The 26453-nt window shown below is 63.1% G+C and carries 27 protein-coding genes; 7 read left to right on the forward strand and 20 right to left on the reverse strand.

Annotated features, from left to right (window positions below; genetic code table 11):
• Positions 1 to 5: 5 nt before the first annotated feature.
• The 5 genes from B4F07_RS07540 to B4F07_RS07560 all read left to right on the forward strand — a co-directional run bounded on the left by B4F07_RS07540 (position 6) and on the right by B4F07_RS07560 (position 5765).
• Positions 6 to 1010, forward strand: a complete 1005-nt coding sequence (locus B4F07_RS07540; RefSeq protein WP_293698245.1) for an NAD(P)H-dependent flavin oxidoreductase — start codon at positions 6 to 8, stop codon at positions 1008 to 1010.
• A gap of 32 nt (positions 1011 to 1042) precedes the next feature.
• Positions 1043 to 1798, forward strand: a complete 756-nt coding sequence (locus B4F07_RS07545; RefSeq protein ID WP_293698248.1) for a hypothetical protein — start codon at positions 1043 to 1045, stop codon at positions 1796 to 1798.
• A 90-nt stretch (positions 1799 to 1888) separates the two neighbouring features.
• A complete protein-coding gene (gene ptsP, locus B4F07_RS07550; RefSeq protein WP_293698251.1) occupies positions 1889 to 4186 on the forward strand; it encodes a phosphoenolpyruvate--protein phosphotransferase in 2298 nt (765 codons plus the stop codon).
• A gap of 59 nt (positions 4187 to 4245) precedes the next feature.
• Positions 4246 to 5067: a 2OG-Fe(II) oxygenase gene (locus B4F07_RS07555; RefSeq protein ID WP_293698253.1), complete on the forward strand. Its 822-nt coding sequence runs from the start codon at positions 4246 to 4248 to the stop codon at positions 5065 to 5067.
• 2 nt (positions 5068 to 5069) lie between these two features.
• Entirely contained in the window at positions 5070 to 5765 is a 696-nt protein-coding gene (locus B4F07_RS07560) for a class I SAM-dependent methyltransferase (protein ID WP_293698256.1), read from the forward strand.
• Here B4F07_RS07560 and B4F07_RS07565 read toward each other — a convergent pair.
• The 5 genes from B4F07_RS07565 to B4F07_RS07585 form a co-directional block, all read right to left on the reverse strand.
• Entirely contained in the window at positions 5755 to 6174 is a 420-nt protein-coding gene (locus tag B4F07_RS07565; protein WP_293698259.1) for a GtrA family protein, read from the reverse strand. The two genes, B4F07_RS07560 and B4F07_RS07565, sit on opposite strands and share 11 nt — an antisense overlap.
• Complete coding sequence (locus tag B4F07_RS07570; protein WP_293698262.1) at positions 6168 to 6797, reverse strand: class I SAM-dependent methyltransferase; 630 nt, start codon at positions 6795 to 6797, stop codon at positions 6168 to 6170. The genes B4F07_RS07565 and B4F07_RS07570 overlap by 7 nt, the downstream gene beginning before the upstream one ends.
• 2 nt (positions 6798 to 6799) lie before the next feature.
• Positions 6800 to 7723 carry a glycosyltransferase family 2 protein gene (locus tag B4F07_RS07575; RefSeq protein WP_349681318.1) on the reverse strand — a complete coding sequence of 308 codons (924 nt, stop codon included), beginning with the start codon at positions 7721 to 7723 and terminating at the stop codon, positions 6800 to 6802.
• Complete coding sequence (locus tag B4F07_RS07580) at positions 7720 to 8952, reverse strand: glycosyltransferase family 2 protein (protein ID WP_293698265.1); 1233 nt, start codon at positions 8950 to 8952, stop codon at positions 7720 to 7722. The genes B4F07_RS07575 and B4F07_RS07580 overlap by 4 nt, the downstream gene beginning before the upstream one ends.
• An 85-nt stretch (positions 8953 to 9037) precedes the next feature.
• A complete protein-coding gene (locus B4F07_RS07585; protein ID WP_293698268.1) occupies positions 9038 to 10729 on the reverse strand; it encodes a hypothetical protein in 1692 nt (563 codons plus the stop codon).
• A 194-nt stretch (positions 10730 to 10923) separates the two neighbouring features.
• Between B4F07_RS07585 and B4F07_RS07590 the strand changes: the two genes are divergently transcribed.
• Positions 10924 to 11340 (forward strand): GFA family protein, encoded by a 417-nt coding sequence (locus tag B4F07_RS07590; protein WP_293698271.1) that lies wholly within the window; start codon positions 10924 to 10926, stop codon positions 11338 to 11340.
• 29 nt (positions 11341 to 11369) lie between these two features.
• Here the strand turns inward: B4F07_RS07590 and B4F07_RS07595 are convergent, their stop codons facing one another.
• The 6 genes from B4F07_RS07595 to B4F07_RS07620 all read right to left on the reverse strand — a co-directional run bounded on the left by B4F07_RS07595 (position 11370) and on the right by B4F07_RS07620 (position 16875).
• Positions 11370 to 12692: a replication-associated recombination protein A gene (locus B4F07_RS07595; RefSeq protein ID WP_293698274.1), complete on the reverse strand. Its 1323-nt coding sequence runs from the start codon at positions 12690 to 12692 to the stop codon at positions 11370 to 11372.
• A 7-nt stretch (positions 12693 to 12699) separates the two neighbouring features.
• A complete protein-coding gene (locus B4F07_RS07600) occupies positions 12700 to 13857 on the reverse strand; it encodes a glycosyltransferase family 4 protein (protein WP_293698277.1) in 1158 nt (385 codons plus the stop codon).
• A 40-nt stretch (positions 13858 to 13897) separates the two neighbouring features.
• Positions 13898 to 14839, reverse strand: coding sequence for a hemolysin family protein (locus B4F07_RS07605; protein WP_293698279.1), 942 nt, complete (start codon positions 14837 to 14839; stop codon positions 13898 to 13900).
• A gap of 19 nt (positions 14840 to 14858) precedes the next feature.
• Positions 14859 to 15365: an rRNA maturation RNase YbeY gene (ybeY, locus tag B4F07_RS07610; protein ID WP_293698282.1), complete on the reverse strand. Its 507-nt coding sequence runs from the start codon at positions 15363 to 15365 to the stop codon at positions 14859 to 14861.
• A gap of 188 nt (positions 15366 to 15553) precedes the next feature.
• The gene (locus tag B4F07_RS07615) at positions 15554 to 16420 is read right to left on the reverse strand and encodes a sigma-70 family RNA polymerase sigma factor (protein WP_293698285.1); all 867 of its coding nucleotides are present in this window, start codon (positions 16418 to 16420) and stop codon (positions 15554 to 15556) included.
• On the reverse strand, positions 16420 to 16875 hold the full coding sequence (locus B4F07_RS07620) for a carboxymuconolactone decarboxylase family protein (protein ID WP_293698288.1): 456 nt from the start codon (positions 16873 to 16875) through the stop codon (positions 16420 to 16422). Before B4F07_RS07620 ends, B4F07_RS07615 begins: the two co-directional genes overlap by 1 nt.
• Positions 16876 to 17014: 139 nt before the next feature.
• Between B4F07_RS07620 and B4F07_RS07625 the strand changes: the two genes are divergently transcribed.
• Complete coding sequence (locus B4F07_RS07625) at positions 17015 to 17398, forward strand: DoxX family protein (protein ID WP_293698290.1); 384 nt, start codon at positions 17015 to 17017, stop codon at positions 17396 to 17398.
• A gap of 62 nt (positions 17399 to 17460) precedes the next feature.
• Here the strand turns inward: B4F07_RS07625 and B4F07_RS07630 are convergent, their stop codons facing one another.
• From B4F07_RS07630 to tsaB, 9 genes are all read right to left on the reverse strand, one after another.
• Positions 17461 to 18435, reverse strand: coding sequence for a DUF6607 family protein (locus B4F07_RS07630; RefSeq protein WP_293698293.1), 975 nt, complete (start codon positions 18433 to 18435; stop codon positions 17461 to 17463).
• Between the two features lie 23 nt (positions 18436 to 18458).
• Entirely contained in the window at positions 18459 to 20681 is a 2223-nt protein-coding gene (locus B4F07_RS07635) for a TonB-dependent hemoglobin/transferrin/lactoferrin family receptor (RefSeq protein ID WP_293698296.1), read from the reverse strand.
• Positions 20682 to 20985: 304 nt separating this feature from the next.
• The gene (locus tag B4F07_RS07640; RefSeq protein WP_293698298.1) at positions 20986 to 21993 is read right to left on the reverse strand and encodes a PhoH family protein; all 1008 of its coding nucleotides are present in this window, start codon (positions 21991 to 21993) and stop codon (positions 20986 to 20988) included.
• Positions 21994 to 22124: 131 nt separating this feature from the next.
• Complete coding sequence (miaB, locus tag B4F07_RS07645) at positions 22125 to 23471, reverse strand: tRNA (N6-isopentenyl adenosine(37)-C2)-methylthiotransferase MiaB (RefSeq protein ID WP_293698301.1); 1347 nt, start codon at positions 23469 to 23471, stop codon at positions 22125 to 22127.
• 7 nt (positions 23472 to 23478) lie between these two features.
• The gene (locus B4F07_RS07650; protein WP_293698304.1) at positions 23479 to 24267 is read right to left on the reverse strand and encodes a 1-acyl-sn-glycerol-3-phosphate acyltransferase; all 789 of its coding nucleotides are present in this window, start codon (positions 24265 to 24267) and stop codon (positions 23479 to 23481) included.
• A complete protein-coding gene (locus B4F07_RS07655; RefSeq protein WP_058805138.1) occupies positions 24236 to 24661 on the reverse strand; it encodes a Fur family transcriptional regulator in 426 nt (141 codons plus the stop codon). Before B4F07_RS07655 ends, B4F07_RS07650 begins: the two co-directional genes overlap by 32 nt.
• A gap of 134 nt (positions 24662 to 24795) precedes the next feature.
• Entirely contained in the window at positions 24796 to 25230 is a 435-nt protein-coding gene (locus tag B4F07_RS07660) for a MucR family transcriptional regulator (protein WP_293698312.1), read from the reverse strand.
• 107 nt (positions 25231 to 25337) lie between these two features.
• Positions 25338 to 25820, reverse strand: coding sequence for a GNAT family N-acetyltransferase (locus B4F07_RS07665; RefSeq protein ID WP_293698315.1), 483 nt, complete (start codon positions 25818 to 25820; stop codon positions 25338 to 25340).
• Entirely contained in the window at positions 25817 to 26434 is a 618-nt protein-coding gene (gene tsaB / locus B4F07_RS07670) for a tRNA (adenosine(37)-N6)-threonylcarbamoyltransferase complex dimerization subunit type 1 TsaB (RefSeq protein ID WP_293698317.1), read from the reverse strand. Before tsaB ends, B4F07_RS07665 begins: the two co-directional genes overlap by 4 nt.
• Between the last annotated feature and the right edge of the window lie 19 nt (positions 26435 to 26453).

The raw sequence follows: 26453 nt of genomic DNA on the forward strand, positions 1-26453 counted from the left end.
CCTCAATGAGCAAAATGAACGAATTGATGGCGCGCGGGACCGAACTGCTCGGCAGCGACTACGCCATCCTGTGCGGCGCGATGAGCTGGGTTTCCGAACGCCATCTGGTCAGCGCGATCAGCAACGCCGGCGGCTTTGGGGTGATTGCATGCGGCGCGATGACACCCGCTTTGCTCGATGCCGAAATTGCCGCGACCAAGGCGCTGGCGACCAAGCCGTTCGGCGTCAATCTGATCACGATGCATCCTCAATTGTTCGAGCTGATCGACATCTGCGCCAGACATGACGTGGGACATGTCGTGCTGGCGGGCGGTCTGCCGCCCAAAGGCAGCCTGGAGGCGATCAAGGCATCGGGAGCCAAGGTCATCTGTTTTGCGCCGACCCTGGCGATGGGCAAAAAGCTCGTTCGGTCGGGCGTCGATGCGCTGGTGATTGAGGGGATGGAAGCCGGCGGCCATATCGGCCCGGTATCGACTAGTGTGCTGGCGCAGGAAATCCTGCCGACGCTTGCGGACGAGGTGCCGATCTTCGTCGCCGGGGGCATCGGTCGCGGCGAAGCGATTGCCGCCTATCTGGAGATGGGCGCCTCGGGCGTCCAGCTCGGCACCCGTTTCGTCTGTGCCACCGAAAGCATCGCACATCCCAATTTCAAAAAGGCGTTCATGCGCGCTTCAGCGCGCGAAGCCGTCGCGAGTGTCCAGATCGACCCGCGCCTGCCGGTCATCCCCGTGCGCGCGCTCAAAAATGCCGGGACCGAGGCGTTCACCGCCAAGCAGCGCGAGGTCGCAAACAAACTTGATCTGGGAGAGGTCGACATGACGGAAGCGCAGTTGGAAATCGAACATTATTGGGCGGGTGCGCTTCGCCGCGCGGTGATCGACGGCGACGTCGAAAATGGTTCGTTAATGGCAGGGCAATCTGTCGGTATGGTATCCGAAGAAGAGAGCGTTGCCGATATCATCGCAACTTTGGTGCAACAGGCCGACGCCGCATTGCACGCTCGGGGTTGATGCCGCATGATATGGCGGCTGGGGAGAAGTTCATGAATTTGTCGCGCAAGATCATCGTGGCCGGACTGCTGGCGAGCGTGGCCGCTTGTACCAAAGCGCCGCCACCGCCGCCCCCTCCACCGCCGCCGCCGCCGGTCGTGATCGTCGTGCCGCCGCGCCCGCTGCCCCCGGGTAACGCCTCGCTGACGCAGATCCTGCCGGGTCGCGGGATCGACGGCAAATTTGTCACCGCGAACAGCAATGTCACCGGCGACCGCGCCTTCTGGCAGCTCAAGATCGGGCTGAACGTCGCCGCCATCGGTTGCCGCGGCCTGGAAGAAACGACGCTGGTGTCGGCATACAACAATATCATCAAGGCGCATGGCAAGGTCATCCGCTCGACCGAGAAAAATGTGATCACGCAGCTGGGCAAGGAAACCAAGACGAACGGCACCGCGGCCCGTGACAAACTGTCGACCCAGCTGTTCAACTATTTCGCGCAGCCCCCGGCGCAGCGGGCCTTTTGCACCCGCGCCAATGAAATCGCGCAGATGGTCTCGTCGACGCCGACCGCACAGGTCGTCGAACAGGCGCCCGCACATCTGGCGCGGCTCGATGAACCCTTCCATGAGTTTTACGAGGCCTACGCCAAATATCAGTATGATGTCGTCGCATGGGACGCCAAATATGCCCCGCCACCAGCGATCATGACTGCCCCGGCACCGGCTACGCCCTTCGCGCCGACCACGACGACCGCCACGCCGCCGGGTGCAGCGCAGGGGCCGACCGCGCCGGTCGGGACCAACTGACGCAAGCTTGGCGACAGCGAAGAATAGATTGGCCTCGGCGGGGCGCGGGGGTCATGGCGCTCGGCGCATCCATCTGTTAGCAGGGGGCGAATGACCAACGCCCCGCCTCCCCCTTCGTCGGCCGCACAGTCGGCGCGGACCATCCTGACCCGGTTGCACGAGGTGATGGCTTCGCGCGCCAACGCGCAGGGCAAGCTCAATCAGGTCGTCGGGATCATCGGCGAGTGCCTCGATAGCGAGGTCTGTTCGATCTACCTGCTGCGCGACGGCGCGCTGGAACTTTATGCGACGCGCGGGTTGAAGCAGGAGGCGGTGCACGTCACCCGCCTCGGGCTCGGCGAAGGGCTGGTCGGCATGATCGCCGACCAGATCGAAACGCTCAACCTCGACGAGGCGGCGGCGCACCCCGACTTTTCGTACCGTCCCGAAACCGGCGAAGAATTGTTCCACAGCTTTGCCGGGGTGCCGATCATCCGCCGCGAACGCGCCGTCGGCGTCCTCTGCGTCCAACACGCCGACCCGCGCCGCTACGCCGATATTGAAATCGAGACGTTGCAGACGGTCGCCATGGTGCTGTCCGAACTGATCACCAACGCCGACCTGGTGGACACCGCCGCGCGCACCGACGCCGCCGCTGCAGACCAGTCGGCGCAGCGGCTGACCGGCCAGAAGCTGGTCGACGGCATGGGCGCCGGAGTCGCGGTGTTCCACCAGCCGCGCATCACCATCGAACATACCGTCGCCGAAGATACCGAAGCCGAACGGCACCGCGTCTATGCCGCGTTCGACAAGATGCGCGAACAGATCGACCGCATGGCGAGCCAGGCCGACTTTGGGGTTGGCGGCGAACATGACGAGGTCATTCAGACGTACAAGATGTTCGCCTATGACGAAGGCTGGTCACGGCGGATCAACGAAGCGATCGACAGCGGCCTGACCGCCGAAGCCGCGATCGAGCGCGTACAGCAACGCACCAGGATGCGAATGCGCCAGATCGACGATGCTTTGCTGCGCGATCGCATGCACGACCTGGAGGATCTGTCGAACCGGCTGATCCGCATTGTGTCGGGGCAAATGGGTACCGCGGCGCAGATGGGGCTACGTCAGGATTCAATCCTGATCGCGCGCAACCTCGGCCCCGCCGAACTGCTCGAATATGACCGCCGCCGCCTGAAAGGCGTCGTGCTGGAGGAAGGCTCGCTCACCGCCCACGTCATCATCGTCGCGCGCGCGATGGGCGTTCCCGTCATCGGCCGCGTCAGCGACGTGCGCGCCTCGATCCGCGAAGGCGATTTGTTGCTGCTCGATGCTGCGGCGGGCGCGCTGCACGTCCGCCCGACGCAGGCGGTGCAGGATGCGTTCGACGCCAAGCTGGTGATATCGCAAAAGCGCCGCGCCAATCTGGCCGCGCTGCGCGACCTGCCCGCGGTCACCAAGGATGGCATACCCATCGAATTGATGATCAATGCGGGGCTGCGCGAAGATGTCGCCGCGCTCGACCTGACCGGTGCGCGCGGTATCGGCCTGTTCCGCACCGAGTTCCAGTTCCTGGTTTCGGCGACCTTGCCCTCGCGCGACCGCCAGCAACGGCTCTATCGCGACGTCCTCGACGCGGCGGGCGACCGGCCGGTGATCTTTCGCACCGTCGACATCGGCGGCGACAAGGCGCTGCCCTATATGAATGTCGGCGACAGCGCGCTCGAGGAAAATCCTGCGATGGGCTGGCGCGCCCTGCGCCTCGCACTCGAACGCGAAGGCCTGCTCAAGGTTCAGGCGCGGGCGCTGATGGAGGCCGCCGCCGGCCGCACCCTCAACGTCATGTTCCCGATGGTGTCCGAACCCTGGGAATATGAAGCCGCCCGCAGCCTTTTCGTCGGGCAGCGAGCCTGGCTGGCGCAGCATAACAAGAAACTGCCGGTCGCGATCCGTTATGGTGCCATGCTCGAAGTGCCAGGGCTGCTCGAGACGCTCGACCTGATGCTGCCGCATCTCGACTTCCTGTCGATCGGGACCAACGACCTCACCCAGTTCCTGTTCGCCGCCGACCGCGCCCACCCGCGTCTGGCCGAGCGTTACGACTGGCTGTCGCCGATCGTCATGCGCTATCTGGCGCGCGTGGTGCGCACGGTATCGGGATCGAAGGTCGCGCTGGGCGTGTGCGGCGAGATGGGCGGGCGGCCTTTGGAAGCCATGGCGCTGCTCGGCGTCGGCATCGAACGCCTGTCGATCACCCCCGCCGGGGTCGGTCCGGTCAAAGCCATGATCCGCTCGCTGGACCTCAGCGCGCTGCGCGCGGATATGCCGACGATTTTGGCACAACCGTCGTCGAACCCGCGCGGCCAGTATCGGGCGTGGGCCGAGACGCATGGGGTGGATCTTGGCGACTGATGCGGCGGATTTAGCAATTCCTTAACCATATCATGGTCAACCGGGCATAGAGGACCACGATGATGAACCGCACCGAAATCGCCGATCTGATCGTCGCCCGGCTCAATCCAGAGGTCGAGAGGCTTGGCCGAGAATTCGGGACGGCGGGACGAATTGCAGCGTGCCAAGCGAAGAACATCCTTCCCACCGATTTGGTCGAACAGGTCTATCGTGCCTTTCCTGCCTCGGAGCGTATGATTCTGAAACGCTCGATAAAGGAAAACAAGCACGTCGTGGCGCAGATGGACGAGCATGATCCGCTCCTCGAAGAGATCGTCTATGCGTTTCAGGATCCACGTGTCGTCGATCTGGTCGGCCACATCACCGGACTCACCACGCTCGAACCCGACGCCGATCTCTATGCCGGCGGAATCAGCGCAATGTCGAAAGGCGCCTATCTGCGCCCGCATCTCGACAATTCGCACGACAAGGATCGCAAACGCTACCGCGCTCTCAACCTGCTCTTTTATGTCACGCCCGGATGGCGCGAAGATTTCGGTGGTTCGCTCCAGCTTTGGGACAACGGACCGCGCGGAAAACCGCGTACCATCCCAAGCCTTTTCAACAGCCTTGTCATCATGTTGACCGACGACCAGTCATGGCATTCTGTTAACGAGGTCAGGCACGACGGACGCCGGTGCTGTGTCTCCAACTATTATTTTTCCCGTGCGGCGCCCGGCGCGACGAACTATTCTCATGCCACGACCTTTCGCGCCGAACATGGTCGCGGACTCGCGGACTTTACCATGCGGGCGGACAATGCGCTCCGTACCACCATATTAAATTCTACGGGCGGCGCGTTGTGGCGCAACCCTCACGTCTATCAGCGCGACAAGCACTAGCCGTGCCGCAACTTGCCTATCAAACGCTCGAACGCCTGCACATAGGCCGCCCGGTCGAGCGCGTCAGTTTCATCGCCGAACGCTGCCGCGGCAAACGTGTGCTCGATATCGGCTGCCTTGACGAGACCGCGCTCGACAAGCAGAATACGAACGAATGGCTCCACCAGCGTATCGCCGCGCTCGCCAAGCAGGTGACCGGGATCGACCTATCCGAACATCTGCCGGTAGACGGATTGGTAACCGGGCCCAATTCCAAGATCATCAAGGGTGACGGCACGAACCCGGATGTCGCGCCCGACATTGTCGACATTATCGTCGCCGGCGAGTTCATCGAACATATCGAGAATCCGCTTCAATTCCTCTCCAGGATAAAACTGTCTTATCCTGGTCGCGAAATGCTGATCTCGACCCCTAACGGTGCTTCGTTCGCGAACGCCCTGCTCGGCACTATCGGCCGCGAGGCACAGCATCGCGACCATCTCTTGACATCGACATACAAGACGCTGAACACCCTGTGCCAGCGTGCCGGGTGCCGCGACTGGGACATCATTCCCTACCGTTTTTACGCAACCGAAATGTTGTTGCAGTCGACCGGACCCAAGCGAATTGCTGTCAAAGTGGTCGAAACCATCATCCGCGCCTATGAATGCCTCTTTCCACTTCGCAGCTTTGGCTACGTCGTGCGGATCAGGCTGTAGGATCGGCGAAGGCGGGAATGGCGCGGACGTGACCGCGATACACGGCCCAGCGCGTCATCAGATAATTGTAAAGCACCATCGTCAGCGTAGCGATTGGCGCTGCGGCGACCATAGGTAGCAGCAGAACGCCACAAAGTAACCCGATAGCCAGCGTCGCGACCACCAGGCTCGACAGTGTTCCGGCAACATAACGGCCAAAAGCGTGCCATGTTGCCCGAACCCCGAACACCCACAAAGCGTGGGCGACATAACTTGGCGGCACCATCAGCACGAAGGTCAAAAGCACTGCGAACCAGTAATGCAAACCTGCCGCATCACTGGCGATCAAGATGATATTATTGGCGACTGCACAGATCGCGCCCACGACAAGATAGCGTGTCGGCCTGTTGTCGAGCAGCGACTTCAACATTGAAAAGTCAGCGAATAATTGTTTCTCCAAGGACCGATATGGCCCTGCGCGACCAGCATGAAATCGGGAACGCTCGATGTCACCAGCGTCATCGCTTCCAGCGGTGTGAGATAGTGCACCCGGTCGCCGGTCAGCCACCTGTCGCCGGCATGACAGAGCCAATGAATGGGGGTAGGCGTCCGCGCCCAATCCTTGAGCACGAACCGCCCCCCCGGCGCCAAGCAGCGGCGGACGGCGTCGAGAATTTCGGCGTGAAACTCCAACGGAATATGATGCATTACGTCCGACAAGGTGATCAAGTCGAACGACGCGGGATATTCGGCGGCAATATCGAGAACCGGAGCCTGCCGAAACTCGACGCCGTTGGGGCGGCCGCGATAGAGACGCCCCGCACTGGATGCGATGTCGATCGCCAGAATATCGGCATCGGGATAGGTCTCGGCAAGAATCTCCGTAACGGCACCCTCGCCGCATCCGACTTCCAGAATGCGGCGAGCCTTTGGTGCCCAATCGCCGATCTTGCCCGCGTAATCTCGAAGATCCATGAAGGCGCCGCGATACAGTTGGGCGACGCGATGCTCGTGACGGCCAAAGCTTTTGCGGACTAGCGAGCCAAGCGCCATCGTTACATCGTCCCCGCAAAACGCAGTTTGATCCGCGGCACGACCCGCTCGACAATACGTGAATAGCGAATGTAGCGGCTGCCCTCGGCAGGGCCAAGCGAAAGGAAAATGGCGAGCGCCTTGATCATAGCATAGGGGTGCCCAAGCGCAGCGTCCGAAAGTAGCGCGTTGATTTTTGCAGACGTGCGGCTGATCCGTTCGGTTTTTCCGTCGGCGCGCAAATTGCGTTCGAGGATCAGGTCCATCTGCTCGGCCAACTCCCGTCGATCGCCCGTCATCGTCAGTGAGTTTTTGTGAATGCGAAAAGCAGTAACTGCGCGCGGGTCATAATAAACTGGCCCCTGTTTCGCCAGCTTGAACCACAAATCCCAATCGGGCGTATACCACAGGCTTTCGTCCATGCCGCCGACGGCGAGATAAGCATCACGGCGAAAGATGGGTGCGGGGATTGCTATCGAATTTTGGACCAGTAACGCGTCGCGATAGTATGCGGAATCGATGAAGCCGACATGAAAAGGCGGGCGCCACCGACCAAGCCGCTTTCCTCCTCCATCAACAATGACGGCGGGCGTCAGGAAAAGTGCTGCATCCGGCGCCGCCGCGATCATCTCGCGTGCGACCGCGAGCCGACCCTCAAGCCAAAGATCGTCCTGATGCAAATGGCAGACATGCGCTGCGCTCGCCGCCTCGACGGCCAGATTGGTCTTTCGCGTCCAACTCGGTATTTCAGGCAGATAAGCATAATCGATCCGCAATCTGCCAGCGTGCTTCTTCACGATCGCTTCGCAGGATCTGCCGGGGCTCGAATCGCGGATGACGATTTCGACTTCGTCGCGATCGCCTGCCTGGACGCTCGCCAGAGCCTCATCGAGCCATTGTCCGCCGCCATGGACTGGCATGACGACGGAGAGCAACGGGCGCTTCATCCGCCGACCGCTTCCGTAGCTGGCGCCAGACGATTGTCATTTCCGGCGATAATCGCGAGCACGAAAGCGCCGAACGCCGTCTGCAGGCCGATCGCGCCAAGCGCAGCGCCGCCGATCAGCGGCAGCGGATTATTCAATGCTTCGAAGCCGCCCTTGCTCCATTGCATCCCGACGAGCCCCAGCGTGAACAACGCAACGACGATCAGGGCAAGACCCGCAACCAGCATGGTCTCTAATGTCAGGATCTGCCCCAAACGGGCAATTGAAGGACGCAAACGGCGATAGCCGCTTCGTACCCCATGAAGGTGCATGGCCGTCCCCATGAGCAGGCAGAAATGACCGGAAGTCGCCAGAAACGCTGCGATGACGCACCAGCTGACGCCGAAAAAGGGCGTTCCAGCCACCAGACCGGTCGCATAAGCCCCCGCGACGCCAAATATGATGGCAGCAAGGAGCACCGCAGTCACTCCGGGCACCCCGAACACCCATGTTGGGCTGAGCATCAACAGGTAGCGCAGATGGCGCCATCCGTCGCGCCAGGGGCGCAGGTGCGGCGCGCGGTCGCGCAGATCGACCGACAGGGTTGCGGGAACCTGGGCGACACGCATCTTCTTGAGCGAAGCCTTGATGACCATTTCGCTGGCAAATTCCATGCCTTCGCCGGACAGTCCCAACTGCGCGAACGCGTCGCGGCTGATCGCGCGCAATCCGCAATGGGCATCATTGATGCCCGAGCGGAAGAAGAGATTGAGAACGCCGGTGAGAGCCGGATTCCCGATGTGCCGGTTCTTCCAGGGCATGGCGCCGGGCGCGATTCCGCCGTCGAAGCGCGAGCCCATGCAAAGATCATGGCCTTCGATCAGCTTGCCAATCATCGCGACGCCTTCAGTAAAATTATAGCTACCGTCGCAATCACCCATCAGGATGTAGTCGCCATAGGCCGCATGGCAGCCACCGATAAGCGCCGCACCGTAGCCGCGCCGCGGCACCGCGATCACCCGTGCGCCGAGTGATTCGGCAAGCGTCTGGCTGCCATCAGTGGACCCGTTGTCGGCGATGACGATTTCGCCCGCCAAGCCAAAACGGTCCTCGATCAGCCGCAGCGCGTCGTGAGCGTTCGCGATACAATGGGGCAAGCTGATCGTTTCATTGAGGCACGGCATGACAATGGTCACACCCAGTGGCTTCGCCCGATCGAGCGTCGCCGCCTCGGCCAGAGGCTGATACATCCAAAACTCCCCAGAAATCGGCGCTCTGACGAGTCTAGAAACTTGTGGTTAACATCCCATAAAAGCTGGACGGCGCAGCAAAGCGTCACCGGCTTGGGATGATTTGGCAACCGGCGCGCCGCAGGTCGCCGGCAAATGTCCGAGCCGTGGTGGAAGCGGGAGGAATTTCCAGGCCATAATAGCGGAAGATCGGCGCCAGCTCAGTCCATCCGGCCATGACAACCCGCGGTTTTGGCTTGCAAACGGCGCGCAGCGCGGCGGGTGTCATAGCTTCGCGCAGCAGCCTGATCGGGCGTTCGACAAGAAAAGGCGAGTTGATAACAAGATCCGCAGCAAAGGGCGCATCGCCTGCCCCGATCACAACATAGTCGGCGTCGATCGCCGAAAGACGCTGCGACACCTGCGCCGAGGGCGCATAAAAGGAATGCGCCATCCAGGCTTGCAACGGCAAGATGATGACCAGCCCCGCCGCCGTCGTCCGCATGAGTAGAGGCCGCCAACGCGCCCGCGCGTCACCCAGCGCCGTCCAGCCATAAACCGCGAGCAGGATGGCATTGCCGATCAGGCCGTGCAGGTAGCGATAACCGAAGCCATGCCCTTGATACGGCAAGATGACGAGCATCACCGCGATTGTCAGCAATATGCCTGCCGTCAATGCACCCGCCAGCCTATCCTTACGCGCGATCATCAGCCCGAGCGGCAAGAGCGGCAGCAGCAGCAAATGCTGCCAGGCAAAAAAGCGGAGGATGTTCGCGACCATGTTGGCGATGCGCAAACCATCGCCCTGCGTCACTGTAAGGACGAGCCGACTGAGATAGTCGATCCCTTGTTCTTTGGGCGCCACCGCATCGGCTTCGACTAGCGCCCACATGGCGTTGGGCCACCAAGCCCAGAACGCTCCAATCGCAGCATAGCCCAAGAGGTAAACGGCGGCACGGCGCCAGTCGCGCTCGATGACCAGCAGGAAGAGAATTGGCGCAGCAAACATCGGATGCATGACGGGTTGATGCAGCCCAACCGCGACAAAACCGACCGCCAGCGCTGCCACATCGGTGCACAGCGTTCGGCGCAAGAAAAGCCAAAGCCAACAGAGGTTCAAGGCAAGGTGGGCCGGCATGGCATATGCCGTCATGCCGTTGAACAGGATCTGCCCTGATCCAAGATAGAGTAAAAGCCCCACGACTGCCGCTTCGTGATCGGCGGGCCATATTCGTCTTGCACATTTCCACAGCGCAAAAGCGCCCAGCAACAGCATGACGGGACCAGACAAGGCAGGGTCGCCGACAAAACCAAACAGGGTTCGCAGCAGAGCGTTCAACGGCAAGTAGGCGGATATCCAGCCCGCGGTTTGGGTGGTGGGATACATAAACATCGTATTGAGTGCATCGGCATGGTCGCGCCAGATACCGCTTAACGGTGCAACAAGTTGTCCCTGCGCAAAGACCTGCGCATCAAAGGTCGCCATCTGCTCATCGCGGCTCAGATCATAGCCGGACAGGATGAAATAATGCCCGGCAAAGGCAACGATCGCCATCGGGGTGCCGATGGTCAACGCCAGCCGCCAGCCACCTGCGAAAGCCTGTTCGCGCGCGGGAAGACGCCAAACACAAAGCGCTAGCAACAATACGCCTACGAATAACAACCAGCGGTCTTGGCGATGCAGAAAAAAGAGACTTAGATTGGCGTCGGCACCCTGCAATGCGGCAAGAACAAAGGCCATCGCAGCGAAAACCATCGGTCGTTGGACGGTCAGGCCGAAAAGCTGTCTATTCGTCATCGCCACGCCTTGCCACATTATGGATAATTCGGCGTTAACTTCGGCTGCAATGCAGATAACATGCCATCAACGCCGCTGGGTATGCCGATTTTCAACGGCAATTATCGTTTTCGACCGGCACAATGACCCGCCAAGCAATTGCGCGATCGCATATGTTTATGTTATGTTCTCATCGTCAATCAAGGAGAACGGCCATGCGTGATTCGAGCTCTCGGGCGACCGGGCAATGCCATTGCGGCGCGATCCGTTATTCGATGAGCACTGCGGTACAGCATCACGCGCTCTGCCATTGCAGCGATTGTCGCCGCCATGCGGGCGCGCCGATAGTGGGATGGGCGCTGGTTGGTCAGGATGAGATCGAGATCACCGGCACGCCCAAAATCTATGCGTCGTCCGAACATGGCCGGCGCCATTTTTGCGGCGAATGCGGGACCGGGCTGTTCTATACCAGCGAAGCGATTTTTCCGGGGCAGATCGATGTGCAGTCGGCGACCCTCGACGATCCCGGGATGATCCCGGCGCAGGTGCAGATCCAGACCGCCGAGCGGATCGGCTGGATGGAAAATCTGGACAGCCTGCCCACCTTCGAACGCTATCCCCCGTTCGAATAGGGCTGGCTGATGATGGCCCGGCGATCCAGTCAGGATGGCCGCGTCTGGCGCTGCTCATCCCACCACGCCATGCGTTCGGCGATCCGCTTTTCGAATCCGCGGTCGGTCGGTTGATAATAAGTTTGCGCGCTCATGCCTTCCGGCCAGTAATCTGCCCCTGAAAAGCCATCGGGCGCATCATGGTCATAGGCATAGCCCGCGCCGTAACCCAAGTCTTTCATCAGCTTGGTCGGCGCGTTGAGGATATTGGCGGGCGGCGCGAGCGATCCCGTGTCGCGCGCCGATGCGAAAGCCCCCTTCTGCGCCGCATAGGCCGCGTTCGATTTCGGGGCGGTGGCAAGATAGAGGCATGCTTGGACGATCGCCAGTTCGCCCTCGGGCGAACCAAGAAACTGATAAGCGTCCTTGGCGGCAAGGCATTGCACCAGCGCCTGTGGATCGGCGAGGCCGACGTCTTCGCTTGCGAACCGCACCAGTCGACGGAGCACATAGAGCGGCTCCTCACCCGCGACGACCATTCGCGCGAGATAATAGAGCGCCGCCTGCGGATCGGATCCGCGCAGCGCCTTGTGCAGCGCCGAAATCAGATTGTAGTGACCGTCGCGGTCCTTGTCATAGACCGGCATCCGGCGGTGCAGGAACTGTGCGAGCGCTGCCGGATCGAGGGGATCAGGGATCGCCGCGGCGAACAGCGTCTCGACTTGGTTGAGCAAGAAGCGCCCGTCGCCGTCGGCGCTCGTGACCAAAGCGGCCCGGGCATCGTCGGTGACCGGTAAGCTGCGTCCGATATCGCCCTCGGCACGCGCGACGAGCTGCTTCAGCGCATCCTCGCCGAGGCGGTTGAGCACCAGCACCTGCGCCCGCGACAGCAGCGCCGCGTTCAAGGCAAAGCTAGGATTTTCGGTCGTCGCGCCGACCAGTACCACCGTGCCGCGCTCGACATAGGGCAGGAAGCCGTCCTGTTGCGCGCGATTGAAGCGGTGAATCTCATCGACGAACAGCAAGGTCCGCTTGCCCGCTGCGGCCATTTTTTCGGCCTCGGCAAAGGCCGTCCGCAAGTCGGCGACGCCCGAGAACACCGCCGACAGCGCCGAAAAGCGCATTCCTACCGCTTCGGCAAGCAGCCGCGCGATCGTCGTCTTGCCGGTGCCTGGCGGTCCCCACAGGATGATCGACGACAATTGCCCTGCCGCGACCATGCGGCCGATCGTGCCTTCGGGTCCGGTCAGATGTTCCTGCCCGACGACGTCGGTCAGCGTGCGCGGGCGGAGACGTTCGGCGAGTGGCACCGGGCCGGTTGCAGCGACGTTGCGTTGTCCCGGGGGATCGCCGCCGAACAAGTCTCCGCCCATCGGACGCTCAGCCCCCGCGCCGCTGTTTCTGGCGAATCAGGCGCAGATAGGTGTCGGCGACCGCCTGGTTGATGGCGTCCCATTGATAGGCGCCGCTTTCGGCCACCGCCGCCGCGCCATGGTCGGCGCGGAGCGGGAGGTCGCGGCAATAGCGCTGAAGATGATCGGCAAAACCGGTGATCGAACCCGGCGCGACCAGATACCCCGTCCGGCCATGCTTGACGATGCTGGCACTTCCCGTGGCGCGCGCCGCGACCACGGGAAGTCCGCACGCCATCGCCTCCAGCGTCACATTGCCAAAGGTTTCGGTGACCGACGGGTTGAAAAAGATATCGCACGACGCGAGCGCGCGGGCGAGGTCTTCGCCGCCCTGAAAACCGACAAATCTGGCGTTCGGAAGCCGCGATTCGAACCAGTCACCGGCCGGCCCCTCGCCGATGACGACCACCTTGTGCGGCACCCCACGCCGGGCCAGCACATCGATCGCGTCGGCGAACACATCGAGCCCCTTTTCCATCACCAGCCGTCCCAGAAACGCGATGGCGGGAACGTCGTCGGCGATGTCGAGCGAACGGCGCCACGCCATGTCGCGGCGGCCCGGATGAAACACGCCCTGCTCGACGCCGCGCGTCCAGATGCCGATGTCGTAATTCATCCGCTGGTCGCGCAGCACCTGCGCAAAGCTCTCCGACGGCGCGATCAGCGCGTCGCACTTGCGGTACAATTTGCGCAGCCACGCCACCATCACGGGTTCGAGGAACGACAGGTTGTAATAGCGAAAATAGGTTTCGAAGCGCGTGTGGACCGAACATGCGACCGGCAACCGCCGCCGCCGCGCCCACGATGCCGCTTGACGCGACACGCGATCCGGGCTGGAGATATGGAGGATATTCGGTGCGAAAGCGGCGATGTCCTGCCGCACCCGCGATGAAAAGGTGACCGGGATGCGATATTCACTGCGGCCAGGGATTGCGAAGGAGGGCACGCTGACCAGATCGCCTGTCGGTTCGAAATCGGGGTTGGCGACGGTCGGCGAATAAACCCGCACCGCGGCGCCCTGCGCCAGCAGATAGCCGACAAGGCGGTTCAGCGCCTTGTTCGCCCCATCGACGGTCATATTGTAATTGCCGCTGAACAGGGCGATGCGCAGGTCGGAGACGTCCATCGGGACCCAGCTAGTCCCTCGCGCCGACAAAGGCAATTCGTCAGAACTCCTCGCGGCGCTCGGTCGAAGCTTCCAGATCGACGACGACGGGCGGGTGCAGGCGCAGGCGATGAACGCGGCGTTCGTCGGCCTCGGTTACCTCGATCCGCCAACCGCTCGGGTGAAATAAGATTTCGCCGACCTGCGGCACATGGCCCGCAAGCACTGCGGCCAGGCCGCCGAGCGTATCGACATCTTCGTCGATCTCGGCGAGCCGCGGATCGATCGCTTCGCCGACATCGTCGAGCTCGGCGCGCGCATCGGCGTTCCAGCAGCCGTCTTCGCCAGCCATGAACAGCGCGGTCGGCTCGTCGTCATGCTCGTCCTCGATCTCGCCGACGATTTCCTCGACCAGATCCTCAATCGTCAGCAGGCCTTCGGTCCCCGAGTATTCATCAATCACGATGGCCAGATGGGTGCGTTTCGCCCGCATTTCGGCGAGCAGGTCGAGCACCCCCATCGATTGCGGCACATAGAGCGGCTGGCGGAGCAGGTCGAGCAGCGGCGGCGGCGGGCGGCCCTCGGCGAGCACCGCGAACACGTCCTTGACGTGGATCATGCCGACCACTTCGTCCAGGTTTTCGCGGTACACCGGCAGGCGGCTATGCCCCGCCTCGGCAAATTGCGCGACGATTTCATCAAAGCTGGCGCTTTCGGGGATGGCGATGATGTCGGCGCGCGGTACCGCGACGTCGTCGACCGTCTGTTCGCCGAAATGGAGCAGGTTGCGCAGCATCTTGCGCTCGATCGGCGACATATCGCCGACGATATTGCTGCCGCGCCGGTCGTGCCCCTCTTCTTCGGCCTCGTCGATAACCTCTTCGATCTGTTCGCGCAGCGACGGTTCCTTGTCGCCGCCGAACAGCAATGTCCGGAGCCCGGCCCACAGGCCGGACCTACTGTCCTCTTCCGATCGGGTCGAAGATCCCTGGTCGTCGGGCATATATGTCGTGGTTCCTCTGTTAGTCCTGATCTGCATATGGATTGGCGATGCCCAGCGATGCAAGTGCTTTCACTTCCAATGCCTCCATTGCCCCGGCGCTCGCATCGTCCCCATGATCATAGCCGACCAGATGCAGCGTGCCATGGACGATCAGATGCGTCGCATGGTCGGCGATCGAAATTGCCTTCTCTTCGGCTTCGCGCGCGCAGGTTTCGCGCGCCAGCACGATGTCGCCGAGCAGGATTTCGCCGTCGTCGCTGTTCGCCAGACCTTCGAGGAGATCGTCCTGCACTTGCGGAAAGGACAACACGTTCGTGGGTTTGTCCTTGCCGCGGAAATCGCGGTTGAGCGTCTGAACCTCAGCATCGTCGGTCAGCCGTACCGCAACCTCGACCAGCGGCGCTGCGTTGGTGAGCGCCGCATAGGGCGTCAACGCGAGGGCGGCGGCCACGGCTTCCGCGGCGCGCGCCTCCCAATCGAGCGCGTCGGGCCATGGCGTCGCGGCGTGGGTTTCGACGCTCAGCATGCAAGACCTCGCGGAAGATAAATGGCGGAAAACTGCGCAAGTTCATTCGCAATTTGCGCTTTCAGGGCGGGGCTTGCCCTCGCAGGATCAGCGTTGAAGCTCATGCCCATCCGCTACCGCGGCGCGAGAATGTAGGACAGCGTTTTTTCCGGTTCCGGGGAGGGGTGGTTTGAGGTGGGGAGCGGCCATCAATGCACATGCGCCAGCTTGTCGGGGTTGCGCATCACATAGATGCCGACCACCTTGCCGTCCTCGATCTCCAGCGCGGTGGTTTGCAGCTTGCCGTCAGCCTCGCGGGTGACGAAGCCCGGCAGGCCATTGATCGTCCCGGCGTGGACCAGCGTCGAGCCATATTTGCCGAACAATACCGCCAGGCTGCGGTGCAGCTTGAGCACGATGTCGTAACCGAACACCGGCTCGGTGACCGCCGGACGCTTGCCGCCGCCGTCGGACCATAGGCCGACATCGGCGGCGAGCATGGCGCCAAGCGCGGCCATGTCGCCGCTGCGCGAGGCGGCGAAAAAGGCGTTGGCGATCTGGAGCCCCTGCTCCTTCTCGAGCTTGTAGCGCGGGCGCGCGTCGCGAACGTGGGTGCGGGCGCGCGCGGCGAGCTGGCGCGTTGCCGCGGGATCGCGGTCGATCGTCTTCGCCACCTCGTCGAATTCGACGCCGAACACGTCGTGGAGCAGAAAGGCGGCGCGTTCGAGCGGCGACAAGCGTTCGAGCGCGAGCATCAGCGGCAGGGTGACGTCGTCGGCTTCCTCCTCTTCGACCAGCGGATCGGGGAGCCAGGGACCGACATAGGTCTCGCGTTGATGGCGCGCCGATTTGATCTGGTCGAGGCAGAGCCGGGTCACGGTGTGGCGCAGGAACGCCGCAGGCTCGCGCACCTCGCTCCGGTCGATGCCGAGCCAGCGGATGAAGGCATCCTGCACCACATCCTCGGCATCGGCGACCGAGCCGAGCATGCGGTATGCAACGCGGGTGAGCAGCGGGCGCATCGGGTCGAAACTGTCCGCCGCGTCTGCCGCATCTTGGGAACCCGTCCGGGTCATCAGGCCGCCTTAGCCGCCGGCTGTTCGAACCACAGGTCGAAACCGACCGCGAGGCGGTTCCAGCCATTGATGATGTTGATCATCAGCGTCAGCTTCACCTGTTCCTCCGCCGTGAAATGCGCTTCGAGTCCGTCTTTCGCAGCCTGTTGTGTGTGGCCTTGGGACAGACGGGTCAAGGCATCGGTCCACGCCAGCGCAGCGCGTTCGCGCGCGGTATAGACGGGAGCCTCATGCCACGCCGCGAGCAAATAGATACGCTGCTCGGTCTCGCCCTTGGCGCGCGCTTCGGCGGTGTGCATGTTGATGCAATTGGCGCAGGCGTTGAGGATCGAGGCGCGAATTTTGACCAGCTCGATCAGGCTCGGCTCCAGGCTGTCCTGCACCGCCAGACTGACGCTCATCCACTGTTTCATCAGCTGCGGCGCGGCGGCGAAGGGGTCGGTTACGACGGTCATAATCTGTCTCCTTTGGTTGGTTTGTACCGACTTGACGAGACAGGATCGGCAGGTGTGACATGGCGCGCGAAAAAATTTCGCACGGGTGTGAAAATCCGTTAGCTTGGTTGCCTCGACAATGATGAGGAGGGGTCCAATCATGAAGTTTCTCGATGGTTTCGGCGAACAGGCCTACGCGCTGCTGCGCATCGTCGCGGGTCTGTTGTTCATGGCGCATGGGGTGCAGAAATTTATCAATTTCCCCGCCGCCTTTCCCTATCCGTTGACGCCGATGCTGCAAGCCGCAGGCGCGATCGAGCTGATCGCCGGCGCGCTGATCGCCATCGGGCTGTTCACCCGCCCCGCGGCGTTTATCGCCAGCGGGATGTCGGCGGTCGGCTATTGGGTCGCGCACGGGATGCAAAGCCCCTTCCCGATCGCCAATGGCGGCGAGACGATCGCGCTCTACTGCTTCATCTTCCTGTTCATCGCGACGCGCGGGGCCGGGATCTGGAGCGTGGATGGGGCACGCGCAAAGGCGTAATGCAAAATAGGGGCGGCCCTGACGGACCGCCCCCAGTGCCGGGATTCACATGGTGAAGGTCGTCACAGCTTTCGGGTATTCGCCTCGATCAGTTTTTTCGCCTCAGCAATAGCCTTGGCGGTGGTCAGTTTCTGGTCCTGCACCTCGTCAGCCATCTCGAGGAGGCGACCGCTGATCACGGTACCGGTTTGCGCCTCCTCGTTGATCGCGATACCGCCTTTGGTGGCGGCGACGCGGTCCCATTCGGCGCGCACCGCGGCCCAATAATTCTTCGTCGCGGCCCAATAATCGTCGGCGGCCTTCACGTCATATTGGTCATATTTGATATAGGTGTTGAGGACATATTCCTGAACGATGGGGACCAGTTTGCCGTCCATCGTTCCCATCTTGGTGTTGTCCTGCCAATGGACCCAGCCGTCGGGGCTCGGCTGGTGGCGGTTGATCGACAGATAACGGTCGTAAACGGGGTTCCGCACCGCATCGCGGCGCGCGAGCGGGCGCCAGGTCCAGTTCGAACGCCAGCGGCGGAGACCGCCCTGCGTTTCGAACTGGCCCCAGCCGCCATAACGCGGACTGTCATCGACCTGATACACCGTCTGCGACCAGCGGCCGGTGCGCATGCGTTCGGGGACGTCTTCCCATGTCCAGCTGTTGCGGTCCGAATAAACGAGCACCTTGGCAGGCTCATACTCCCAGTCCTGCCGCCAATGTTTGATGATCATGCTCTTGTCGTCGTCGGTCGTGATGACGAGCAGGTGCTGGAGGACGATCTTGCGCCCCGTATCCTCGATCACGCGGACGACCTCGTTGCCGCCCGAGCGTTTGGGTTCGAGCACTTCGTAATTCGGATCCCAGCGCGTCGATTCCTGCATGTGAAAGCTGACGCGGTAATTGCCCGCCATCGCGAGGATGTCGGCGCGGTCCTGCTCGAAATTGGCCGCAGCGGCATCGGCAGCGATCGGCGGGTGTGCGGAAGCCGCGATGGGGATTGCGGCCGAGAACAGCACGGCGGCGGCGAGGTTGCGGATGGTTTTCATGGGATGCAGTCCTTCGTTGCGGATCAGAAACGGAAGCTGAGCGATACGCTCGCGTTGCGGCCGGGCTGGGTGTAGGCGTCAGTGACAGTCGAGGTGGAGGCGAGCCCGCGGACGTCGCTCCACCAGGCATATGTCTTGTCGAGGATGTTGAAGACCCCGGCACGCAGCGTCAGCCCGTCGACGATGCGGGCGAACGCCGTCGCATCGACGATCGTAAAGGCATCGGGGCGGAAGCAGTCAGGGGTGCAAATGCCCGTGGTGCGTGATGCGCTGACGCGGGCGCTGTGCGTCATGATGATCTGGCCGCCAAAGCGCCCCTGCGCCTCGCGATAGCCGACCCCGGCGACCAGCTTGAGCGGATCGATCGTGGACAGCGGCGAACGGGCGCCCGCGGGGTCGATCACATCGCCCTTGGCATAGGATAGGGCGAGCGTCGCATAGAGGCCGGAGGACGCTCGCCCCTCGAACCGCGCCTCGGCCCCTTTGACGCGGACGCGGTCGAGATTGACGAATTGAAAGAGGATCGGATTGGCGATCGTCCCCGCGCCGCCAATCTGTTCCTGGCTGATGAAATCCTTGTAGCGCGCCGAAAAGCCCGTGACATCCAGGCTGACCGCGTCGCTGGCAAAGCGGATGCCGCCCTCGACGCTTTCACTGCGTTCGGGACCGAGATCGGGATTGGGGATCGAGCGGTAGGAAAAGAAGGGCGAGGTCAGGTTTTCGAAGAACTGGTTAACCTGTCCGGGCTCGGGCGCTTTGAAGCCCGTCGCATAATTGGCGAACAGCCTGACCTGGTCGGTGATTTTCCACACCGCGCCGAACTTCGGCGACAGGCGCGAGCCATCCTGTTTCGCCGCGGCGAAGGTCGGCAGCAGCGGGTCGTTGTCGGGCGACAGATCATACCAGTCGAAGCGCAGTGCCGGGTAGAGCAGCAGGCGCCCATCGGCGATCGCGATTTCGTCGCCGACGAACAGGCCAGCGCGGGTGAAATCGGTGGTGGGGAAGGCGCGCGCTGGATAGGTCTCGCCGGCCGGCGGCACGGTGCCGCCGCGCAGCCCGCGCTGGCGCGTCTGGCTGATGTCGCCGCCGAAAACCAGGCGGTGAGTGATCGCGCCGGTGGCAAAGTCGGCGCGCGCATCGGCGGACGCACCGAATACGCGGTTCTCGAAAGTGTTGAGACGGGTGCGATCCGGGAGGGTGGTGCGATCCTCCTCGGTATATTGGCGATCCTCGCCGTCCTGCCAGTAGAGCGCGACGCGCGCGAAATCGATCGCCCCCTCGCCCTCCCAGCTCCAGTCGAGCGAGACGCGCTTGCGGGTTCCGCTGTCGAAGCCTTCGAGCCGGTCGACGGAGGCGCTGAGGCCTGAAAGGCCGTTGGTATAGAGGTGCGTGTCGAGATATTCGCCGGTCAAGCGCAGCTTGTGGCCGTTCGCGGGATCGTAAACGAGGCGCGCGAGGGCGGCGTCGGAGCGGCCGTCTTGCGGATTGGGCCGTGTCCGCACGGCGCCGGTGCCGCCGACCGTCCCCTGATTGTCGAGTTCCTGATAATCGCGGCGGGTGTAGGCCGCCATCGCCGACCAGTCGCCGCTGCGCCCCGCGAGGATCGCGGTTTCGCTGAACTCCTTGTCGGCGCTGCTGTACGCGGCGCGGAGCAGGCCGCCAACGCTCTTGCCTTCCTCAAGGAAGTCCGCGGGATCGGCGGTGATGAAACTGACCGCGCCCGCCAAGCCGTCGCTGCCATAGAGCGCCGACGACGGACCGCGCAGGATTTCGACCGACTTGATGAGACCTAAGTCCACATAGTCGCCGCGCCCCGACGCCTGCGCGCCAAAGCTGAAGCCATCGGGGACACGGACGCCATCGACCTGGATGAGGACGCGGTTGCCGCCGATACCGCGGATGTTGAAGCTGTCGTTGCCCGCGCGGCCGGTGGCACCGAGCGCGGCGCCGAAGCGCGCGGGCTGGCGCTGGACGCTGACCCCGGGCTCGAAGCGGATGAGGTCGCGGATGTCGGTGACCAGCTCGTCGGCGATCTGTTCGGCGTCTTTGACGGTGACGGTGACCGGAATGTCCTCGACCTTCACGGGCGTGCGCGTCGCGGTGACGACGATCTGGCTCTTGCGCGCCGCCCAATAGTCGCCGTCATTGTCCTGCGCAAAGACCGGCGTGGCGGTCGCGACGAGCGCGAGGCCCAGCGCGGTGCCGGTGACTAGGCGGATGGCGGACGGCGAACGGTCGTTTATCAAAATGCTTCCCCTAATTGGTTGCGAGTGAGTCGCAATAGCGACGCTCTAGGCGCGCGAAATCAAGGGGTCAAGTTTTATGCTATTGCGACTCGTTTGCGTCTATGATTGTATGGATATTGGGTTTTGTACGCAGGATGATGCGGCGGAGAGGCGGCAACGGTCCTCCCTGTGGCGAAGCCATGGGGAGGTGGCAGCGCGAAGCGTTGACAGAGGGGCGTTGCGCAAAGTCGCGGCGCCCCACCACCCCTCGCTGCGCAAGTGGTCCCCCTCCCCATGGCTTCGCCACAGGGAGGATTTTTAGGAGTTAAGCCCCCGGCCCTTCATAGGCATCGACGATCCGCCCCACGATCGGGTGACGCACAACATCGGCGCTGGTGAAGTAGCTGACATTGATGCCCTCGACGCCCTCCAGGCGGCTGACCGCGTCGGCAAGGCCCGAGCTGGCGGGAATCGGCAGATCGACCTGCTTAGGGTCGCCGCAGATGACCATTCGGCTGTTCATGCCGAAGCGGGTGAGGAACATCTTCATCTGCGGAATCGTCGTGTTTTGCGCCTCATCAAGGATGATGAAGGCGTCGGCGAGCGTCCGACCGCGCATGAAGGCGAGCGGAGCAATCTCGATTTCGCCGCTGGCGATGCGGCGCTCGACCTGTTCGGCGGGCAAGCAATCGTGGAGCGCATCGTAGAGCGGGCGCAGATAGGGATCGACCTTTTCCTTCATGTCGCCGGGCAGGAACCCGAGCTTTTCGCCCGCCTCGACCGCGGGGCGCGACAGGATCAGGCGCTGGACGCTACCGGTTATCAGCTGCGCCACCGCCTGCGCGACCGCGAGATAGGTCTTGCCCGTCCCCGCCGGACCGAGCGCAAAGATCACATCGTCCCGCGCCAGCGCCTTCATATAGGGCACCTGCGACGGGGCGCGCGGCACGATCGTCTTTTTGCGCGTCCGGATCATCACCGTCGGCGCTTCGTCCTTGTCGTGACGGATGATGCCCGCGAGCGTCGGCTGCGCCGACATGGCGATCACGCCGTCGACCATCCCGGCGTCAACCTCCTGCCCCTGTTCGATGCGGTTGTAGAGATCGAGGAGCACGTCGCGCGCACGCGCCGCAGCTTCGGCCTCACCCTCGATCTGGACCCGGTTGCCGCGCGCCGAGATGTAGACGCCAAGCCGGTTCTCGATGCCGACAAGGTTGCGATCGAACTCGCCGAACAAAATGCCCAACAGCTGCGTTCGCTCAAATTCCGCGGTCAGTCGGACGCGGTCGCCGGGCTCGGCGGGGGTCGAGGCAGTCAGCGGGCGTTTGGACATATGGGCAAGTCACCTTGGCTAAGAATGATCCTGTGTACTCCCGCACTGGCGGGAGTCCATCACCGATAGTTTAGGGATTCGACAGAAGGCGACGGAGTGTGGCTTCGTGGAGACAGCTTCCGCAAGTCGCACTAGGCGACCGCTTCGAACAAAGGCTCGGCGGCAACGCTGTTGGCCCCGGCCGATACGATCCGCACGTCGATCATGTCGCCGATCGCGAGGCCGGGAGCGATCACATGCGCCGATTGCAGCCACGGCGTCTTGCCGATCAGCTGCCCGTCGAGCTTGCCCTTGCGTTCGAGGAGCAGCCGCGCCGTGCTGCCGACGCTCGCTTCGTTAAACGCCTGTTGCTGCTCGTTGAGCAGCGCCTGCAGGCGCTGGAGGCGATCGTTCATCACATCTTCGGAAATCTGATCGTCCATCGTCGCGGCGGGCGTTCCAGGGCGGCGCGAGTATTTGAAGCTGTATGCCATTGCGTAGCGCGTCTGATGGATCAGATCGAGCGTCGCCTGAAAATCCGCCTCGGTCTCACCGGGGAAGCCGACGATGAAGTCGCCCGAGATTGCGATGTCGGGGCGCACCGCGCGGACGCGTTCGATGACGCGCAAATAACTCTCGCTGCTGTGGCTGCGGTTCATCGCGGCGAGAATGCGGTCGCTGCCCGCCTGCACCGGCAGGTGGAGGAAGGGCATCAGCTTGTCGACCTCGCCATGTGCGGCGATCAGCCCGTCGGTCATGTCATTGGGGTGGCTCGTTGTATAGCGGATGCGTTCGAGCCCATCCTCGCGCGCCAGCTCGCGGATCAGGCCGTCGAGGCCGATCGCCCTGCCACGGTCATCCTCGCCGTCCCACGCGTTGACGTTCTGGCCGAGCAAGGTGATCTCGCGCGCGCCGCCCGCGATCAGGGCGCGGGCCTCGGCGATCAGGTCGGCGAACGGTCGGCTGATCTCGGCGCCGCGGGTGTAGGGAACAACACAATAGGTACAGAATTTGTCGCAGCCCTCCTGCACCGTCAGGAAGGCGGTCGGGCGCTGACTCGCGCCGCGTTTTGGCAAAGCGCCGAACTTGCTGGCGGCGGGCATGTCAAGGTCGACCGCTTTCTCGCCGCGCGCCGCGCGCGCGAGCAGGTCGGGCAGCCGGTGGTACGCCTGCGGGCCGACAACGACGTCGACAGTGGGGGCGCGGCGGGCGATTTCGGCACCCTCGGCCTGCGCGACGCAGCCTGCCACCGCGATCGTCGGGCGGCTGCCGTCGGCGCGCTTCAAACGGCCGATGTCCGAATAGACTTTCTCGGCGGCTTTTTCGCGGATGTGGCACGTGTTGAGCACGACCAGGTCGGCGTCGGCACCGTCGGCGGCGGCGACATAGCCTTCGGCTGCCAGCATCTCGGCCATGCGATCGCCGTCATAGACGTTCATCTGGCAACCGAAGGATTTGACGTGAAAGGTCTTGGCGGTGGTGGGGGAGTCGGATTTCATCGGCGCGCTATAGGCGATGCCGCGGCGCGGCGGAAGCCGCCGCGATTTTGGCGGCAATGGCCGCGCGTGCCGCCTCGTTGATCGCCTTGCGATCCTGCTCGACGGCGTCGGGCAGTGGGTCGAGATAGTGGATGGTCAGCGGGATTGGCTGCTTGCGCGCGAGCAGGCGTTTGAAGTTATCGAGCCCCGATTCGGGGTCGAGCCATGCGATGTCGTTCGCCTCCGGCCCATAATCGAGGAACACCGGCTGGACCTGCAATTTGGGCGGGGTCGGGATGATCGCCTGGAACAGCGAGGCGCGGAAGGGCAGCAGACCGTCGCCGGGTCCGGTCGTCCCCTCGGGAAACAGCGTCACCGGGCGTCCACGCGCGAGCGCATCGCGCAGGCTGTTCGCCTGGCTGTGGATGTCGCGCTTCGCCTCGCGCTGGACATAGATGGTGCTGTTCTGATCGGCGAGCCAGCCGACGAAAGGCGTCGTTTTCACTTCCGCCTTTGACACGAACGCCGAGCGCGCGGCGCCGCCAAGCGCAAGGATATCGAGCCAACTGACATGGTTCGAAACGAACAGCACGTCGCGGCGGAGGCGGGTGCCCGTGGTGCGGATCCGCAGCCCGGCGATCCATCCCGCGGCATTGAGGAAGGCCATGACCATCGGCGACGGCCGACCGACGGCGCGATACAGGAGGTGCGGCACGATCAGAAACAGGAGCGCCAGCACCATCAGGGTCAGGCGGGCGACCGTCCGCCAAGTGATCGCGGCGCGATCAGTCGCGCTTGCGATCGAGGGCGACACCATAAAGCTCCATGCGATGGTCGACGAGGCGGAAGCCCAGCCGTTCGGCGATCACCTTTTGCAACGCTTCGAGTTCGGGATCGACAAATTCGATCACCTTGCCCGTTTCGACGTCGATCAGATGATCGTGATGGGCCTCGGGCGCGGCTTCGTAACGCGAGCGCCCGTCCCCGAAATCATGGCGATCGAGGATGCCTGCCTCTTCGAACAGGCGCACCGTGCGGTAAACGGTGGCGATCGAAATGCCGCTGTCGATCTTGGACGCGCGCTCATAGAGCGTTTCGACATCGGGATGATCCTCGGAATCCGAGATGACGCGCGCGATGATGCGGCGCTGCTCGGTAATGCGCAGCCCCTTTTCGTGGCACAGGGCTTCGAGATCGATGGTACCGGACATGCTGGCCTTTCCTGCAAGATGCAGCCGCGTCTTTCTTATAACAACTGTATAGGGTCACCCTGGCGATAGGACAAGGGTGGCACCCCCCGGGCACCCCCCTTTCCCTGCCGGTCCGGGCGCCCAGGAGCAGCGGCTCAGGCTTTGACCTTGCGCTTGCGTCCGCCGCCCCGCCCCTTGGTGCCCAGCCCGATTTCTTTCGCCAGCGCGCGGCGCCGTTCGGCATAATTGGGCGCGACCATCGGATAGTCGGCGGGCAGCCCCCATTTGGTGCGGTAATCGTCGGGCGTCATGCCATAATGCGTCATCAAATGACGGCGCAACATCTTCAGCTTCTTGCCATCTTCCAGGCAAGTGATGAAGTCGGGTTTGACCGACGTGCGGATCGATACCGCGGGAACGAGCTTTTCCTCGACGACCGGCGCGGAGCCGAGCCCGGTCAAAGCGGCATGAACATTGTTGATGAGCAAAGAAAGATCGGAAATCGCTACGCTGTTATTGCTGACATGCGCGGCGACAATGTCTGCGGTCAGTGTAACGAGCATCTCGTTGGTATCGGCTTGGTCGGACATGAGACTATTCCTTATTGTTTTGACCCAGAATCTGGACGGCGACCATTGGAATTCTTGCGACGCCACTTACAATGTTGCCACTTTGCAAGCGAATGCGCAACGACCGATCAGTTGTTTCCGGCCACTAGCGGCGTGCGGCGCATCGTAATAGCATCGCGCATCTTGCCATCCTGACCGCGATAATAGGCAGCGCGTCGCCCGACTTCCGAAAAGCCGGTCTGTAAATACAGATGTATCGCATCGTTGTCGGCGCGCATTTCGAGAAAATAGTCATTGGCACCCTGCGCAGCGGCCCAAGCCTGCCAGTCCTGTATCAACAACTTGCCGATCCCGCGTCCGCGCCAAGCCGGGTCGACCGCGAGCAGTAAAAGCTCGCTTTCGGGTCCGGCAATCCGCGCTGCCGAAAAGCCGCATGGCTGGTCGCCAACCCACGCGATGCACACCCGCGCCGAAGGCAGGGCAAACAGGGTGAGCAGCTGTGCCCCGCTCCACGCCTCGCCATAGGCGGGTTCAAAAGCGGCATCCATGACGCGCATCACCGCGGCGAGATCGGCGACGCGCGCGGTGGTCAGGCGGATGTCGTGGGTCATGCCGGCGCCATCGGCTTGGCGTCGGGCGCGCGGCCATAAATCGGGCTGGGCTGGTCGAGCAATGCCGCCGGCGGCAGACGCCAAAATGCCCGCGCGTCGGGCAGCATCGCCAGCGCGCGGCCGGTACCGCGCCGCGCAACGAGCGGTTCGGCGCGATTGCCGACGACCAGTTCATCGGTCAGCGCGGCCGCTTCATCAGGCAACAGCGAACGGAGTTCCGCGCGCGGCGAGAGGTCGGCGGCGAAAGGCTGGACGAACCATTGGCCATGCCCGCCCTCCATCACGACGAGCGCGCCGCCTGCTGCCGCTATCGCTTCGGCGGCGCTGGCCGCGACGAGCGCGAGCGTCGAAAACCCCCGCACCGGCACCTGCCAGCCCAGCGCCAGTCCACGCGCCGCGGCAACGCCGATCCGCACCCCGGCAAAGCTGCCCGGTCCGCAACCGACGACGATCGCGTCGGCTTTACCGCCATTGATGAGTTCAGCAATCAGGGGAACCAGCCGCTCGGCATGGCCGCGACCGATCACCTCGTGCCGGTAATCCACAACGTCAGCGCCCTCCAGCAACGCTACCGAACAGGCCTCGCTCGCCGAATCGATTACCAACTGGCGCATGAAGCGTGGGAGTTTCGGC

The organism is Sphingopyxis sp. UBA6723 (assembly GCF_002454115.1).
Taxonomy (GTDB): domain Bacteria; phylum Pseudomonadota; class Alphaproteobacteria; order Sphingomonadales; family Sphingomonadaceae; genus Sphingopyxis.